Annotated in this window: 17 protein-coding genes; 14 read left to right on the top strand and 3 right to left on the bottom strand. The window is 59.6% G+C overall.

Features of this window, described 5'->3' with window-relative positions:
* Nucleotides 1-16 precede the first annotated feature (16 nt).
* The 9 genes from ACM6IR_RS01645 to ACM6IR_RS01605 all read left to right on the top strand — a co-directional run bounded on the left by ACM6IR_RS01645 (nucleotide 17) and on the right by ACM6IR_RS01605 (nucleotide 8,699).
* Nucleotides 17-805, top strand: a complete 789-nt coding sequence (locus ACM6IR_RS01645; protein ID WP_414906082.1) for a protein phosphatase CheZ — start codon at nucleotides 17-19, stop codon at nucleotides 803-805.
* Between the two features lie 30 nt (nucleotides 806-835).
* A complete protein-coding gene (locus tag ACM6IR_RS01640; RefSeq protein ID WP_414906081.1) occupies nucleotides 836-3,094 on the top strand; it encodes a chemotaxis protein CheA in 2,259 nt (752 codons plus the stop codon).
* A gap of 49 nt (nucleotides 3,095-3,143) precedes the next feature.
* The gene (locus tag ACM6IR_RS01635; RefSeq protein ID WP_414906080.1) at nucleotides 3,144-4,277 is read left to right on the top strand and encodes a protein-glutamate methylesterase/protein-glutamine glutaminase; all 1,134 of its coding nucleotides are present in this window, start codon (nucleotides 3,144-3,146) and stop codon (nucleotides 4,275-4,277) included.
* On the top strand, nucleotides 4,277-5,017 hold the full coding sequence (locus ACM6IR_RS01630; protein ID WP_414906079.1) for a flagellar motor protein: 741 nt from the start codon (nucleotides 4,277-4,279) through the stop codon (nucleotides 5,015-5,017). The genes ACM6IR_RS01635 and ACM6IR_RS01630 overlap by 1 nt, the downstream gene beginning before the upstream one ends.
* 15 nt (nucleotides 5,018-5,032) lie before the next feature.
* Nucleotides 5,033-5,926 (top strand): flagellar motor protein MotD, encoded by an 894-nt coding sequence (gene motD, locus ACM6IR_RS01625; RefSeq protein WP_414906078.1) that lies wholly within the window; start codon nucleotides 5,033-5,035, stop codon nucleotides 5,924-5,926.
* A gap of 43 nt (nucleotides 5,927-5,969) precedes the next feature.
* Entirely contained in the window at nucleotides 5,970-6,758 is a 789-nt protein-coding gene (locus tag ACM6IR_RS01620) for a ParA family protein (RefSeq protein WP_414906077.1), read from the top strand.
* A 117-nt stretch (nucleotides 6,759-6,875) separates the two neighbouring features.
* Nucleotides 6,876-7,748, top strand: a complete 873-nt coding sequence (locus ACM6IR_RS01615; RefSeq protein ID WP_414906076.1) for a CheW domain-containing protein — start codon at nucleotides 6,876-6,878, stop codon at nucleotides 7,746-7,748.
* 72 nt (nucleotides 7,749-7,820) lie between these two features.
* A complete protein-coding gene (locus ACM6IR_RS01610) occupies nucleotides 7,821-8,306 on the top strand; it encodes a chemotaxis protein CheW (RefSeq protein ID WP_322221603.1) in 486 nt (161 codons plus the stop codon).
* On the top strand, nucleotides 8,307-8,699 hold the full coding sequence (locus tag ACM6IR_RS01605) for a DUF2802 domain-containing protein (RefSeq protein WP_414906075.1): 393 nt from the start codon (nucleotides 8,307-8,309) through the stop codon (nucleotides 8,697-8,699). It abuts the gene before it with no gap.
* Nucleotides 8,700-8,816: 117 nt separating this feature from the next.
* On the opposite strand, the gene ACM6IR_RS01600 is transcribed toward ACM6IR_RS01605, so the two are convergent.
* The 3 genes from ACM6IR_RS01600 to ACM6IR_RS01590 all read right to left on the bottom strand — a co-directional run bounded on the left by ACM6IR_RS01600 (nucleotide 8,817) and on the right by ACM6IR_RS01590 (nucleotide 12,280).
* Nucleotides 8,817-10,274 (bottom strand): hypothetical protein, encoded by a 1,458-nt coding sequence (locus ACM6IR_RS01600; protein ID WP_414906074.1) that lies wholly within the window; start codon nucleotides 10,272-10,274, stop codon nucleotides 8,817-8,819.
* Between the two features lie 105 nt (nucleotides 10,275-10,379).
* Nucleotides 10,380-10,709, bottom strand: a complete 330-nt coding sequence (locus ACM6IR_RS01595) for an EscU/YscU/HrcU family type III secretion system export apparatus switch protein (protein ID WP_414906073.1) — start codon at nucleotides 10,707-10,709, stop codon at nucleotides 10,380-10,382.
* On the bottom strand, nucleotides 10,706-12,280 hold the full coding sequence (locus tag ACM6IR_RS01590) for a flagellar hook-length control protein FliK (RefSeq protein ID WP_414906072.1): 1,575 nt from the start codon (nucleotides 12,278-12,280) through the stop codon (nucleotides 10,706-10,708). The genes ACM6IR_RS01595 and ACM6IR_RS01590 overlap by 4 nt, the downstream gene beginning before the upstream one ends.
* Nucleotides 12,281-12,476: 196 nt before the next feature.
* Between ACM6IR_RS01590 and ccmA the strand changes: the two genes are divergently transcribed.
* The 5 genes from ccmA to ccmE all read left to right on the top strand — a co-directional run bounded on the left by ccmA (nucleotide 12,477) and on the right by ccmE (nucleotide 15,250).
* Nucleotides 12,477-13,112 carry a cytochrome c biogenesis heme-transporting ATPase CcmA gene (gene ccmA / locus ACM6IR_RS01585; protein ID WP_414906071.1) on the top strand — a complete coding sequence of 212 codons (636 nt, stop codon included), beginning with the start codon at nucleotides 12,477-12,479 and terminating at the stop codon, nucleotides 13,110-13,112.
* The gene (gene ccmB / locus ACM6IR_RS01580) at nucleotides 13,109-13,777 is read left to right on the top strand and encodes a heme exporter protein CcmB (RefSeq protein WP_414906070.1); all 669 of its coding nucleotides are present in this window, start codon (nucleotides 13,109-13,111) and stop codon (nucleotides 13,775-13,777) included. Before ccmA ends, ccmB begins: the two co-directional genes overlap by 4 nt.
* Nucleotides 13,778-13,869: 92 nt before the next feature.
* Nucleotides 13,870-14,625, top strand: coding sequence for a heme ABC transporter permease (locus ACM6IR_RS01575; RefSeq protein WP_414906069.1), 756 nt, complete (start codon nucleotides 13,870-13,872; stop codon nucleotides 14,623-14,625).
* Nucleotides 14,622-14,798 carry a heme exporter protein CcmD gene (ccmD, locus tag ACM6IR_RS01570; RefSeq protein ID WP_008055370.1) on the top strand — a complete coding sequence of 59 codons (177 nt, stop codon included), beginning with the start codon at nucleotides 14,622-14,624 and terminating at the stop codon, nucleotides 14,796-14,798. Before ACM6IR_RS01575 ends, ccmD begins: the two co-directional genes overlap by 4 nt.
* Nucleotides 14,795-15,250, top strand: a complete 456-nt coding sequence (gene ccmE, locus ACM6IR_RS01565; RefSeq protein ID WP_414906068.1) for a cytochrome c maturation protein CcmE — start codon at nucleotides 14,795-14,797, stop codon at nucleotides 15,248-15,250. The genes ccmD and ccmE overlap by 4 nt, the downstream gene beginning before the upstream one ends.
* Nucleotides 15,251-15,253: the final 3 nt, after the last annotated feature.

The following is a 15,253-nucleotide window of genomic DNA, read 5'->3' as shown; positions in this document are numbered from 1 at the left end:
GCGCCACGGGGGAGCTATGGAGCATAAAGAATTTTCACAGGGCGATTTTGAATCGACCCTGAAAAAACACGCGGTCGAATTGGTCGAGAGCCTTGAAAAAGGCAGATTCGGCGACGCTGTGCAATTGATCCATGAGCTCAATCAGACCCGTGACCGCGGCCTGTATCAGGAAGTGGGCAAGCTCACCCGGGAGCTGCATAGCGCGATCGTCAATTTCCAGATTGACCCGATCATGCCGCAAGCCGAGGAAGTCTCGCAGATCACCGATGCCACGGAGCGTCTGGGCTACGTGGTCAAGCTGACCGAGGCAGCGGCCAACCGCACCATGGATCTGGTGGAAAACTCTACGCCGCTGGTCAACAGCCTGAGCGAAGAAGCCCAGGCCTTGAGCACGGACTGGGGGCGGTTCATGCGTCGCGAAGTCGGGGCGCAAGAGTTCCGCGAACTGGCCCGGCGCGTCGACGGTTTCCTGACGCGCAGCCGTGAAGACAATCGCGTTGTGTCGAGCAACCTCAACGACATTCTGCTCGCCCAGGATTACCAGGACCTCACCGGGCAGGTGATCAAGCGTGTGACCCAATTGGTCACCGAAGTTGAAAGCAACCTGCTCAAGCTCGTGCTTATGGCCAGTCAGGTAGATCGCTTTGCGGGCATCGAACATGACCGTGAAGCGATACTTGCAGAAAAAGATCCACAAAAACATCTCTCTCAGGGTGAAGGTCCGCAGATTCATGCCGATAAAAGAGAAGACGTTGTGTCCGGTCAGGACGATGTGGACGATTTGCTATCCAGTCTTGGATTTTAGGTTTTTAGACCTGTTAGGAGCACCCCATACATGAGCTTCGGCGCCGATGAAGAGATCCTTCAGGATTTTCTGGTTGAGGCCGGCGAGATTCTAGAGCAACTGTCCGAACAGCTGGTCGAGCTTGAAAGTCGACCTGATGATGCGGACTTGCTCAATGCAATTTTTCGCGGTTTTCACACTGTAAAAGGGGGCGCCGGCTTCCTCCAGCTCAACGAGCTGGTGGAGTGCTGTCACATCGCCGAGAACGTGTTTGACATCCTGCGCAAGGGTGAGCGTCGCGTCGACTCGGAACTGATGGACGTGGTTCTCGAAGCGCTGGACGCGGTGAACAGCATGTTTACCGAAGTCCGCGAACGCAGCCCGATCACGGCTGCAACGCCTGAATTGCTTGCTGCTCTGGCCCGTCTGGCCGAGCCGCAAACCGCTGATGAGTCGGCCCCGGTTGCCGAGGTGCTCCAAGCGCCTGTCGCTGAAAGCGAGTCGGGCGACATCACCGATAACGAATTCGAACAACTGTTGGACTCGCTGAATGCCGTCAAGGCACAAGCCGAAGCTCCCGTGGTGGGTGCGCAGCCTGCTTCGCTGCCTGCCGGCACTGCAGCAGCCAGCGACGAAATTACCGATGCCGAGTTCGAGTCGTTGCTCGATCAATTGCACGGCAAAGGCCAGTTCGCCGTCGATGCGATAGCCGCACCTGCCGCACCCGCGGCGGCTCCGAAAGCGGCAGGTGACAGCTCCGAGATTACCGACGACGAATTCGAGGCACTGCTCGACCAGTTGCACGGCAAGGGCAACTTTGCAGTCGACGCGCTGGAGTCGGCCATTGCCGCGGTGCCGACCCCGGCAGCGCCAGCCGCAGCCGCTGCGGGCGGCGATCTGATCTCCGATCACGAGTTCGAATCGTTGCTCGACGAATTGCATGGCAAAGGCAAGTTCACTGAAGTCGGTACCGCTTCGGCGACTGCCTCCGTTGTTGCTTCAGTGCCGGCTTCTGTTGCCAAGGCTGCACCGAAACCGGTGGCCAAGGCGCCCGAGCCTCAAGCCGAAACAGCGAAACCTGCTGCAGCGGCTCCGGCCCGTGCAGCGTCCGCGCCGCCCGCCGAAAAGCCGGCCAGCGAAGCCGAGACCACGGTTCGGGTCGATACGGCGCGTCTCGACGAAATCATGAACATGGTCGGCGAATTGGTACTGGTGCGAAACCGTCTGGTTCGCCTGGGCGCCAACAGCGCCGATGAGGCCATGTCCAAGGCCGTGTCGAACCTCGACGTGGTCACGGCTGACCTGCAAACCGCGGTCATGAAGACCCGGATGCAACCGATCAAGAAGGTCTTCGGACGCTTCCCGCGTCTGGTTCGCGACCTGGCTCGCCAGCTCAAGAAAGAGATCAACCTGGAACTGGTCGGCGAAGAAACCGACCTCGACAAAAACCTTGTCGAGGCGCTGGCCGATCCACTGGTCCACTTGGTGCGCAACGCGGTCGACCACGGCATCGAGTCGCCGGAAGAACGCGAAGCCTCGGGCAAGTCCCGCGGTGGCAAGGTGATCCTTGCGGCGGAGCAGGAAGGCGACCACATCCTGCTGTCGATCTCCGATGACGGCAAAGGCATGGACCCGAACGTCTTGCGTTCCATCGCGGTAAAACGCGGAGTGATGGACAAGGACGCGGCCGATCGCTTGAGCGATACCGAGTGCTACAACCTGATTTTCGCGCCAGGGTTCTCGACCAAGACCGAGATCTCCGACGTGTCGGGCCGTGGCGTCGGCATGGACGTGGTGAAAACCAAGATTTCCCAGCTCAACGGTTCGATCAATATCTTCTCGGCCAAGGGGCAGGGCTCGAAGATCGTCATCAAGGTCCCGTTGACCCTGGCGATCATGCCGACGCTGATGGTCATGCTCGGCAACCAGGCGTTTGCGTTCCCGCTGGTAAACGTCAACGAGATTTTCCACCTCGACCTGTCGCGCACCAACGTGGTGGACGGCCAGGAAGTGGTGATCGTGCGGGACAAGGCGCTGCCTCTGTTTTACCTCAAGCGCTGGCTGGTCAGCTCCGCCGCTCACGAAGAGCAGCGCGAAGGCCATGTGGTGATCCTTTCGGTGGGCACCCAGCGAATCGGCTTTGTTGTCGATCAGTTGGTGGGCCAGGAAGAAGTGGTCATCAAGCCATTGGGCAAAATGCTTCAGGGAACTCCGGGCATGTCCGGCGCCACCATTACCGGTGACGGCCGCATTGCTCTGATTCTCGATGTTCCGAGCATGCTCAAGCGTTACGCCGCACGGCGTATTTGATTCTGGTGGGGCGGGGCGACTGAGCCTCGCTCCGTCTAACGGAGTGTTTATGGCAGTCAAGGTCCTGGTGGTGGACGATTCGGGGTTTTTCCGCCGCCGCGTCTCGGAAATTCTTTCAGCGGATCCGAATATCCAGGTCGTCGGCACGGCGACCAACGGAAAAGAGGCGATCGATCAGGCACTGGCGCTCAAGCCCGATGTGATCACCATGGACTACGAGATGCCGATGATGGATGGCATCACGGCAGTGCGGCACATCATGCAGCGCTGCCCGACACCCGTATTGATGTTTTCCTCGCTGACGCACGAAGGCGCCCGGGTCACTCTGGACGCACTGGACGCTGGCGCGGTGGATTTTCTGCCGAAAAATTTCGAAGACATCTCGCGCAATCCCGAGAAGGTCAAACAACTGCTGTGCGAGAAGATTCTCAGCATCTCGCGCAGTAACCGTCGTGCCAGCACCTACAGCGCTCCGGCTCCCGTCGCTACACCGACACCGACGCCTTCGAGCGTCAGCAGTTATGGCCGCAGCGTACCGGCGCGTCCGGCACCGGTACCGATCCCTGTGCGTACGCACGCATCTGGATCAACCGGTCCGTTGTCGCCAGCGCCGAAACGCAAAGCCTACAAATTGGTTGCCATTGGCACCTCCACCGGCGGCCCGGTGGCGCTGCAGCGGGTACTGACCCAGTTGCCGGCCAATTTCCCGGCGCCGATCGTATTGGTCCAGCACATGCCGGCCGCCTTCACCAAGGCGTTCGCCGAACGTCTGGACAAGCTGTGCCGTATCAGTGTCAAGGAAGCCGAGGATGGTGACATCCTGCGTCCGGGCCTGGCGTTGTTGGCACCCGGTGGCAAGCAAATGATGATCGACGGCCGTGGTGCGGTGAAAATCCTCCCGGGCGACGAGCGCCTGAATTACAAACCGTGCGTGGACATAACCTTCGGTTCGGCGGCCAAGTCCTACGGTGACAAAGTTCTGGCGGTGGTGCTGACCGGCATGGGCGCCGACGGTCGCGAAGGCGCGCGTATGCTCAAGCAGGGCGGCAGTTCGATCTGGGCTCAGGACGAAGCCAGTTGCGTGATCTACGGCATGCCGATGGCGATCGTCAAAGCTGAACTCGCCGATGCGGTGTACAGCCTTGACGACATTGGCAAGCACTTGGTCGAGGCATGTGTCTGATGGATGTTCTAAGCCTTATCGGGATCATCATGGCGTTCGTCGCCATTATTGGCGGCAACTACCTTGAGGGCGGGCACCTCGGCGCGCTGGCCAACGGCCCGGCGGCGTTGATCGTGCTTGGCGGGACCATCGGTGCAGCGCTGCTGCAATCACCGATGAGCGCTTTCAAACGCGCCATGCAGATACTGGCCTGGATCCTGTTTCCGCCTCGCGTGGATCTGGCCGGTGGTATCGATCGTGTCGTGAACTGGAGTCTGACGGCGCGCAAGGAAGGTTTGCTCGGCCTGGAAGGGATGGCCGATACCGAACCCGACAGCTACTCGCGCAAAGGCTTGCAACTGCTGGTGGACGGGGCTGAGCCGGAAGCGATTCGCAGCATTCTGGAAGTGGATTTCTACACTCAGGAAAGCCGCGACATCGAAGCTGCCAAAGTCTTCGAAAGCATGGGCGGCTACGCGCCGACCATCGGTATTATCGGTGCGGTGATGGGCCTGATCCATGTCATGGGCAACCTGGGTGATCCATCGCAACTGGGCAACGGCATCGCTGTCGCCTTCGTCGCCACCATCTACGGCGTGGCCAGCGCCAACCTGGTGCTGCTGCCGATTGCCGCCAAACTCAAGTCCATAGCGTTGCGCCAGTCGCGTTATCGCGAAATGTTGCTTGAAGGCATCCTGTCGATCGCCGAAGGTGAAAACCCTCGCTCTATTGAGTTGAAGCTTCAGGGCTTCATGGATTGATGGGGGTAATGGATTATGGCTCGCCGTCGTCAACCTGAAGAACACGTCAACCACGAGCGCTGGCTGGTGTCCTACGCCGACTTCATCACCTTGCTGTTCGCTTTTTTCGTGGTGATGTACTCGATCTCTTCGATCAACGAAGGCAAGTACAAAGTTATCTCGGAAGCATTGATCGGGGTCTTTACCGACTCCGACCATGCGCTCAAGCCGATCCCGATTGGTGACGAGCGTCCGAAAACCGTGACCCCGGCCAAGCCGTTGGTCAAGGACAGCGAGCAGATCGATGCCGGCATCGCCCAGGCCGCCAATGACCCGCTCAAAAGCATCGCCGATGACATCAGCGCGGCGTTCGGCGACTTGATCAGCTCCAACCAGATGACGGTGCGCGGTAACGAACTGTGGGTCGAGATCGAACTCAATTCCAGCCTGTTGTTCGGCAGCGGTGACGCCATGCCCAGCGACATCGCGTTCAACATCATCGACAAGGTCGCCGGGATTCTGAAGCCGTTCGACAACCCGATTCACGTCGAAGGTTTCACCGACGACCAACCGATCCGGACCTCGCAATACCCCACCAACTGGGAGCTGTCGTCGGCCCGTTCGGCCAGTATCGTGCGCATGCTGGCGATGCAGGGTGTGAACCCGGGTCGTCTGGCGTCGGTGGGTTACGGTGAATTCCAGCCTGTGGCCAACAACGCCACCGCCGAAGGCCGGGCGCGCAACCGTCGCGTCGTGCTGGTGGTGTCACGAAATCTGGATGTCCGTCGCAGCCTCACCGGTACTGGCACCGCGAATGCGAAACCGGATGCGGCATTAAAGCGTGCTGGCACACAAACTGCACCGACCCCGGTCAAGTCGCCGGGACGAGAGAGTGCCGTCAATTCTCCGTCACCCGTATTAAAACGCTGAGCTATTTCTCGGTCGACCATTTCGACCGGGAGGACCAATCTGAATGAGAGTCTGGGCAGTCGCCAATCAAAAGGGTGGTGTCGGTAAAACCACTTCCTCTATCGCTTTAGCCGGTTTACTGGCCGAGGCGGGCAAGCGCGTGGTCATAGTCGATCTCGACCCCCACGGCTCCATGACCAGCTACTTCGGCTACGACCCCGACAGCCTGGAACACAGCAGCTACGACCTGTTTCTGCACAAGGGCAGCGTGCCGCAAGGTTTGCCGGGTCAGTTGTTGTTGCCCACCAGTCACGACAGTATTTCGTTGTTGCCGTCGAGCACCGCGCTGGCGACCCTTGAACGCCAGTCGCCAGGCCAAAGCGGTTTGGGCCTGGTGATTGCCAAGAGCCTGGCGCAATTGTGGCAGGACTTCGATTACGCCGTTATCGACAGCCCACCGTTGCTCGGCGTGCTGATGGTCAATGCCTTGGCGGCGAGCCAGCAATTGGTGATCCCGGTGCAGACCGAACACCTGGCAGTCAAAGGCCTGGAACGGATGGTCAATACGCTGGCGATGATCAATCGCTCACGCAAACAGGCGCTGCCCTTCAGTATCGTGCCGACCCTGTTCGACCGTCGCACGCAAGCATCCCTGGGGACGCTACGCGTCTTGCGTGACATGTACCCGGAAGACATCTGGCAGGGCTACATCCCGGTCGATACCCGCTTGCGTGACGCCAGCCGGGCAGGGCTCACGCCTTCGCAATTCGACGGCAAGAGCCGTGGTGTTCTCGCTTACCGCGCACTGCTCAAGCATTTGCTTGCTCAGCAGCTCGTTCCGCAGGTGGCCTGACATGAATTCATTATCTGTAGGAGCGAGGCTTGCCCGCGAAGCAGACGCCGCAGCCTTGGCAGTTAAACCGCATAATCGTTCTTCGCGGGCAAGCCTCGCTCCTACAAAGGGGCGCGCATGAATCGGCCGGTGAAGATCACTTCGCGTCCGCAACTGGCCCTCCAGTCTTATTTGGACGCCTTGCTGCAAGACGCGACCGAAGAGTTGCCACTGGAAGTCGAAGCACTTCCAGAGGCTGTCGAGGTTGAAGCTGCGCTGGACGAGTTCCAGGCGGCGGTGCTCGAAGAGCAGGCTCGCGATGCACACAAACCGGCTGTGGTTGCGGCCCCGGTGCCGGCACCGGTTGCCAAAGCCCCGATTGCACTGATCGAAGCTCCAACACCGGTCGTTGCGCCGGTATCGACCATTGCTCCGTTGCTGCAAACCCTGGTGCCGCCCGTCGTCGAAGTTCATCTGCCACCCAGCAATACGCCGCCACCGGTGGAAACCGACGGTCGCCCGGCATGGGCTGCCGAGCCGTTCGAATGCCTGTTGTTCGATGTGGCCGGTTTGACCCTTGCCGTGCCGCTGGTGTGCCTGGGCTCGATTTATTCCCTGGCCGGTCACGAACTGACGCCGCTGTTCGGGCAGCCGGAATGGTTTCTCGGGATCCTGCCGAGTCAGGCCGGCAACCTGAAAGTTCTGGATACCGCGCGTTGGGTCATGCCCGATCGCTATCGCGAAGATTTCCGTCAGGGCCTGCAATACGTTATTTCGGTTCAGGGCTACGAGTGGGGGCTGGCGGTGCATCAGGTCAGCCGCTCGTTGCGCCTGGACCCGAACGAAATCAAATGGCGCAGCCACCGTGGTCAACGACCATGGCTGGCAGGCACGGTGATTGAACACATGTGTGCATTGCTCGACGTTGCCGAATTGGCCGAATTGATCGCCAGTGGCGGGGCGAAGCACATGGACTTGAGCGGCAGCAAGCCGACTCACAAACCGACATAAAAACACGCAGGGCAAGTTGATTGCCATTGCACAGAACACACACCGCTAGGGCGGTTTTTCGAGGGTCAGGGTATGAATGATAAGGCGTCGTCTGCAAAGGGTTCCGAAGATCCGATCCTGCAATGGGTAACCTTCAAACTGGACAATGAAACCTACGGCATCAACGTGATGCGCGTTCAGGAAGTCCTGCGTTACACCGAAATCGCCCCGGTCCCGGGTGCCCCGAGCTACGTGCTGGGCATCATCAACCTGCGCGGTAACGTGGTCACCGTGATCGACACCCGCCAGCGTTTCGGCCTGATGAATGCCGAGATCAGCGACAACACCCGTATCGTCATCATCGAAGCCGACAAACAGGTTGTCGGGATCATGGTCGACAGCGTGGCCGAAGTGGTTTACCTGCGTCAGTCGGAAATCGAAACCGCGCCGAACGTGGGCAATGAAGAGTCCGCCAAGTTCATTCAAGGCGTGTGCAACAAGAACAATGAATTGCTGATCCTGGTCGAGCTGGACAAGATGATGAGCGAAGAAGAATGGTCGGACCTGGAGAGCATCTGATTGATTCTTGAGGTGGCGGTCATTGTCCTGTTCCTGTTTTGGGCAGGCACGCTGGCGATGTTTCTGGCGTACATTCGCGGCCAACGGCAGAACGCCGCGCAACAGGCAAACAGCGATGCGTTGCGTGATCAGCGCATCAAGGAGCTGGCCAGGCACGTCGATAACTACCAGAACGGCAACGTACGCATGGGTGAAGACCTGCACGAACTGCGTGCAGTGGTCGGGCCGTTGCCAGACAAGCTGGCTCAGCTGGAACAGCGCGATCCGTCAAGCCTGTCATTTGCCCAGGCGGCACGATTGGTGGGGATGGGTGCCAGCGTCGACGAACTGACTCAGTCTTGCGGGTTGACCCAGGCTGAGGCGGAGTTGATGAGCAAGCTTCATAAGAGCTGATAAAGATCAAAAGATCGCAGCCTGCGGCAGCTCCTACATGGGTTTGTATATACCTTTAGGAGCCGTCGCAGATTGCGGTTTTGTGCTTCAACCGGGGTTCCCGTGAACCGGACTCGATTAAGGTACTGGCTTCTCGGCGTAGGAAATCAAGCGGTCGAGTGCTTTTTGCTCGCCGGTCCCTCCTTTGTGAGCGTCCCCCCATGCCACGACTCTGCCGTCTTCCCTGAGTGCGGTGAATGTGAAGGTTCCAGCATAAACCGCCCGCACATGGGTGAGCAGGGGAGCAACACTGCTGCTATCACCCCCTGTTTCCGGGTCTCCCCAGGCAATGGCTTCGCCGTTGCTGCGCAACGCGACGGCCGCTTCATGATTGGTGCTGATGGCCACGATATCCGACAACCGTGTGATTGCATCAGACACCAAGGCTACCTGGCCCTGCCCCCAAGCAACCACTTGGCCCGTGGAACGCAGGGCGATGAAGGCGTCGGATGTGCAGGTCACATGGACGATGTCGGTGAGGTCGGCAATTTCTTCTGGCGGCGTGTCACTTTGCTGAAAGCCCCAGCCCACCACCTGTCCATTGGCTCGACGGGCCGCAAAAGCGCTGCTTTTGCCCACCAGGTCGACGATGTCGCGCAGGTTGGCAATCTCTGGCGGTATGTGGGTAAACGCCGGATTTCCCCAGACATCGATTTGCCCATTGGCACGACGTATTGCGAGAACATCTCCGCTGCTCGCTAATTGCACGACATCCTTCAGCGCGCCGATTGCTTCGGGTAATTCTCCGCCATTGCGAGAGTCTCCCCACGCGACGACCTGGCCAGAACTGCGCAGCGCTGCGAAAGCAAACTGTGAGCCCATGGCGTCGACGATATCGTTCAGCTCAGCGATTTCATCAGGTAACCGACCACCCGCTTCCTCCAGTCCCCACGCCACAATCTGGCCGTTGGATCGACGTGCAACAAACACATAAGCACCGCCGTAGATCGCCACAATATCGTTCATGGCTGAAATCTTCGCAGGGACACTCGAGCTCGGGTTATCCGCACTTCCCCACGCCAAGACGTGACCGCTTGCACGTCTCACCGCAAAGGCGGCCATTGAGGAAGCTATCTCGACGACATCTTTAAGTGCCCTGACGTTCTCCGGAAGCTCGCCTCCATTTTCAGCCCAGCCCCAGGCATGCAGCTTGCCATCGTTACGCAGGGCACACACGGCGGGGAAGTTACCGATGATATTGGCTGGATTGAGCGTGATGCGTTGTTTTCCGGTACTCACGATCAGGCGTTCACGGTGGCGAGTATCGAAGAATGCAGTTCCCGACTCAGATTGACTGTCCCCTTCGTACTGCCAATTGGCCTCAATCGACTTCAGTGTCACGGCGTCGAGGGCCACCAGTCTCCAATGTTGAGGGCGGAAAGTGCCGATCACCTGACGGCATCCACGTGCGCCCATGACAAGCAGCCCAACAGCCCTCTTGTCGGGATCACTCCTTTGAATCTGATCAGCCTTACGGGTCATTGCGTTTTTCCTGAGAGGTCGTGAGAAATGCTGATCGGCGTCGATCAACTGCATCAGTACTCTTCAGGAAGGGAATCGGCGACTGTCAGATCTGACAGTTGCGACAGTCGGTTATCGTAGAACGGGGCGCCGACCAGGTGGGGGCGCGGATGGAAGATGTCAGTAGTCGTTACCACGTTCGGTGACGTCCTTCTCTACCATCGCCGCATGCGGATCATGCCCCGCCGGAAACTTGCCCTTCAGTTGCCACGCAAACGCAATAATCTCGGCAATCGTGCGATACAACGCTTCCGGAATACTCTCCCCCAATTCCATCCTCGCCAGCAGCTTCACCAGCTCGGCGTTTTCGTAGATGGGTACTTCGTAATCGCGGGCAATCCTCAGAATTTCTTCCGCCAGCTCTTCATCGCCCTTGGCCGTGAGGGTGGGAGCGTGGGTGCCGTCGTATTTGAGGGCGATGGCCTGGCGTGGAGGATTGGGGTTTCTCATGCGGTTTCGTCGACCCAGCGTTGTTCGAGGCGGGTTTGCGGGCCTTGCGGCGGTGTGCCGAGGTGGCAATCGAGATCGCCGACGTTGAGGCCTGAGGCCAACAAGCGTTCGCGTAGCCCGGCCAGATTGCTTTCGATCAGGTGGGCGGTGTACGGGCGTTCGGCCCAGAGTTGGCTGGAAAGGCTGCCTTTGATCAGCTGCGCCTGAACCTGCAGCGGGCCTAACGGCTCGATGTCGAACGCCAGATCCACTCGCCACAGGGGTTGCTTGGGCTCGCGTTCGTCGCGGCGTTCGTGCGGTTGTTCTTTCTCGGGCGCTTCTTCACGCTGGAACTTGACCTGCAATGGCACGATGTCCTGCGCGTTGCGCATCGGGATTTCCAGCTGCCAGGTGCTGAGCAGGCGACCATCGTCAGTGACGCCGGTTTGTTCCAGGCTCGACAACTGATGGCTTTGCAGGCGCGAAACCGCTGCCGCTGCCAGTCGCAACAAGTGCTCCAGATCACCTTCACCGTCCATGCTCTGCAACAGACGCTCTGGGATCGGGAAACTGGTCGGCGGCGGTTTGGCGCTGACCTGGCCGAGCATGCCGAGGGCGCTGCGCACGAAACTCGGCAATGTCTGGGCGAGGGTGTTGGCGGCGATGATTGCACCGAGGGTGGTATTGGCCGGCAGCTGCGGTGTCAGTTGGGCGATCAGCTTGAGCAAATCGCCTTTCATGTCCGGCGCCAGCGTCGGGTTTTGCCCGGTCAGCAGTTTCGCTTCGAGGAACAGCCCGCTATTGGCCAGCGCCTGGGCCAGACCTTTGGGTGAACTCAGCTGCTGAACATCGGGCAGGCCGGCGAGCAATTTGTCTACGGCAGCGCGCAGGTCGCTGGACGTCTGATCGGACTGCGGCAGGTTTTGCAGGACGCTGATCAGGCCATCCAGCGAGCCTTGGCGGCTTTGCTGGCTGACCAGTTGTTGGGTGACTGCCAGTTGCTCCTGGCGATTACTCAATGGCACGAATTTCAGCGTCTGCGTGTCCTGCACCAAGGCGCTCAATAACGTGCCGATGCGCAGGGGTGTCGGGCTGTCGATGCTCAGCGTGCTGCCACTCAACGCGGTGTTGAGCAGGCTGACTATCGAACGAAACACCGTCGGCTGGCCCGGAACCTGCGGCATGACTTGCGAGGTCAGCACTTTGCCCTGCAGCAAGGTGCCGACGGGCAGTTGTGCCGTGTCGATGCGGGTGAGGGTGGCGACGCTGGAGGCGATGGCCTGTTGCACGGTGACCGCCAGATTGCTGGCCGAGGGCTGAGTGACCACCAGGCTGGTGCCTTGAGCCAACGGCTGGTTGCTGGTGGCCTGGACCGTGGTCTGACGGCCGCTGTCGAGGGTGACCTTGAGCAGCAATTGAAACGTCTGATCTGCCTGCTTGAGTGACAGCACTTCGGCGTTGGCGGTCTGACCGGCGGTGATCAGGCCCTCCATCGGCGTCAGCAGCTTGATCAACTCGCCACTGACCACCAGTGGACGTGTCGTCGCCGGGTTGGTCTGTGGTAGCGGGAGGATGTTCATTTCGCCTGTCATACGCGGTCACAACCTTGGGAAAATGCACGCTTGAGAGTAGGGCATGACATGTATAATGCCGCCCGACTTGCGAGAGTGGCGAAAACATTGCAATTGTTTGACGCAGCTCTCTAGAACAATGCGTCATTGCATCTATGCTGCCTCTCTTTAACGGCCGCGCCAGAGCCGACTTGAACCGTATAAGGCCCGTGAACCCTTGACCAGTCCTGTCCTGCAAACCGTTGCCCTTGCCTGTGAGCGAGACCTTCGGCTGCTCTTCGAAAATCTCGAATTGAGACTGGCTAGTGGCGAAATGGTACAAATCAGCGGCCCCAACGGCAGCGGCAAGACCAGCCTTTTACGCTTGCTGTGCGGTCTGATGCAACCAACCGCCGGTCAAGTGCTGCTCAACGGCCAGCCGCTGAGCGAGCAACGCAGCGAACTGGCGCGCAACCTGTTGTGGATCGGCCATGCCGCCGGCATCAAGGACCTGCTGACGCCGGAAGAGAACTTGAGCTGGCTTTGCGCCCTGCATCAACCAGCCTCCCATGAAGCCATCTGGCAGGCGCTGGCGGCGGTCGGACTGAGTGGTTTCGAGGATGTTCCCTGCCACACCCTGTCTGCCGGGCAACAACGCCGTGTGGCATTGGCGCGCTTGTATCTGGACAGCCCGCCGCTGTGGATTCTCGACGAACCGTTCACCGCGCTCGACAAACAAGGCGTAGCGCAACTCGAAGAGCACCTGGCCGCACACTGCGAACGGGGCGGTATGGTGGTGTTGACCACTCACCACACGCTGACCCGGATGCCGGCCGGCTATCGCGACATTGATCTGGGGAACTGGGCCATATGAGTGTTTTCGGCCTGTTGGTCGCCCGTGAGGCCCGTTTGTTGTTCCGCCGCCCTGCGGAGTTGGCCAATCCGCTCGTGTTCTTTGCGATTGTGGTGTCCCTGTTCCCGTTGGCGGTCGGCCCCGAGTCTCAATTGTTGCAAACCTTGTCTCCGGGACTGGTCTGGGTGGCGGCCCTTTTATCGGTTCTGCTCTCGCTGGACGGGCTTTTCCGCAGTGATTTCGAAGATGGATCCCTTGAGCAGTGGGTCCTTTCGCCGCACCCCCTGCCTCTTCTGGTTTTGGCCAAGGTGCTGGCACACTGGTCGTTTTCCGGCCTGGCACTGGTTTTGCTCGCACCTTTACTGGCGTTGATGCTCGGTTTGCCAACCGTTTGTCTGCCAGTGTTGCTGCTTTCCCTGTTGCTCGGTACACCAGTGCTGAGCCTGCTCGGTGCAGTGGGCGCAGCCTTGACGGTGGGATTGAAGCGCGGTGGTCTGTTGCTGGCACTGCTGATTCTGCCGCTGTACATCCCGGTGTTGATTCTCGGCAGTGGCGCCTTGCAGGCGGCCTTGCAGGGCATGCCGGCGACCGGTTATCTGTTGTGGCTTGGTAGCCTGACCGCCCTGGCGATAACCCTGACACCCTTTGCAATCGCTGCTGGCCTGAAGATCAGCGTCGGCGAATAATAATGAGGCCTGATCAATTTTTGATCACTTCTTTTTGAAGAAAGGCAGACTCCTGGCGCTTGAAGCCAAGAGCAACCGTGATGGAAACAGTAATGAACTGGACCTGGTTTCATAAGCTCGGCTCGCCCAAATGGTTTTACGGCATCAGTGGCAAACTGCTGCCGTGGCTGAGCGTCGCGGCGTTGCTGCTGATCGGCGTTGGCGTGGTCTGGGGCTTGGCCTTTGCGCCGCCGGACTACCAGCAAGGCAACAGCTTTCGCATCATCTATATCCATGTTCCGGCCGCCATGCTGGCGCAGTCCTGCTACATAATGCTCGCTGTGTGCGGCGTCGTCGGACTGGTGTGGAAGATGAAACTGGCCGATGTCGCCCTGCAATGCGCGGCCCCCATCGGTGCCTGGATGACCGCCGTGGCGCTGGTCACCGGCGCGATCTGGGGCAAACCGACCTGGGGTTCGTGGTGGGTCTGGGATGCACGACTGACGTCCATGCTGATTCTGCTGTTTCTGTACTTCGGTCTTATTGCGCTGGGCAACGCGATCAGTAATCGTGACAGCGCCGCCAAAGCGTGCGCGGTACTGGCGATTGTCGGCGTGATCAACATCCCGATCATCAAATATTCGGTGGAGTGGTGGAATACCCTGCACCAGGGGGCGACCTTCACCCTCACCGAAAAGCCGGCAATGCCGGCCGAGATGTGGTTGCCGTTGCTGCTGACGGTGCTGGGTTTCTACTGTTTCTTCGGCGCGGTATTGCTGCTGCGTATGCGCCTTGAAGTGCTCAAGCGCGAAGCCCGGGCCAGTTGGGTCAAAGCAGAAGTGCAAAACAGTCTGGAGGCCGCTCGATGAGTTTTGCTTCATTCGGCGACTTCCTCGCCATGGGCCATCATGGCCTGTATGTCTGGTCAGCCTATGGCATTTGCCTGGCAGTGCTGGCTCTTAACGTGGCGGCGCCGATCCTGGCCCGCAAGCGGTATCTGCAACAAGAGGCGCGTCGTCTGCGCCGGGAGAACGGCAAGTGAATCCGCTGCGTAAAAAGCGTCTTATCATTATTTTCGCCATCCTGGTCGGTGTCGGCGCTGCCGTCGGCCTGGCCCTGAGTGCCCTGCAGCAGAATATCAATCTGTTTTACACCCCGACCCAGATCGCCAACGGCGAGGCCCCGCAAGACACGCGCATCCGCGCCGGCGGCATGGTCGAGAAGGGTTCGCTGCAACGTTCCGGTGACTCGCTGGACGTGAAATTCATCGTCACCGACTTCAACAAATCCGTGACCATCACCTACCGCGGGATCCTTCCGGACCTGTTCCGCGAAGGGCAGGGCATTGTCGCCCTCGGCAAAATCAACGCCGACGGCGTGGTGGTGGCCGACGAAGTGCTGGCCAAGCACGACGAGAAATACATGCCGCCGGAAGTGACCAAGGCCCTGAAAGACAGCGGCCAGTCGGCGCCCACACAAGCCAAAGAGGGTTAATTG

This window comes from Pseudomonas sp. IT-P253, from assembly GCF_949768125.1.
Classification (GTDB): domain Bacteria; phylum Pseudomonadota; class Gammaproteobacteria; order Pseudomonadales; family Pseudomonadaceae; genus Aquipseudomonas.
This window is presented reverse-complemented; position numbering and strand designations above follow the sequence as displayed.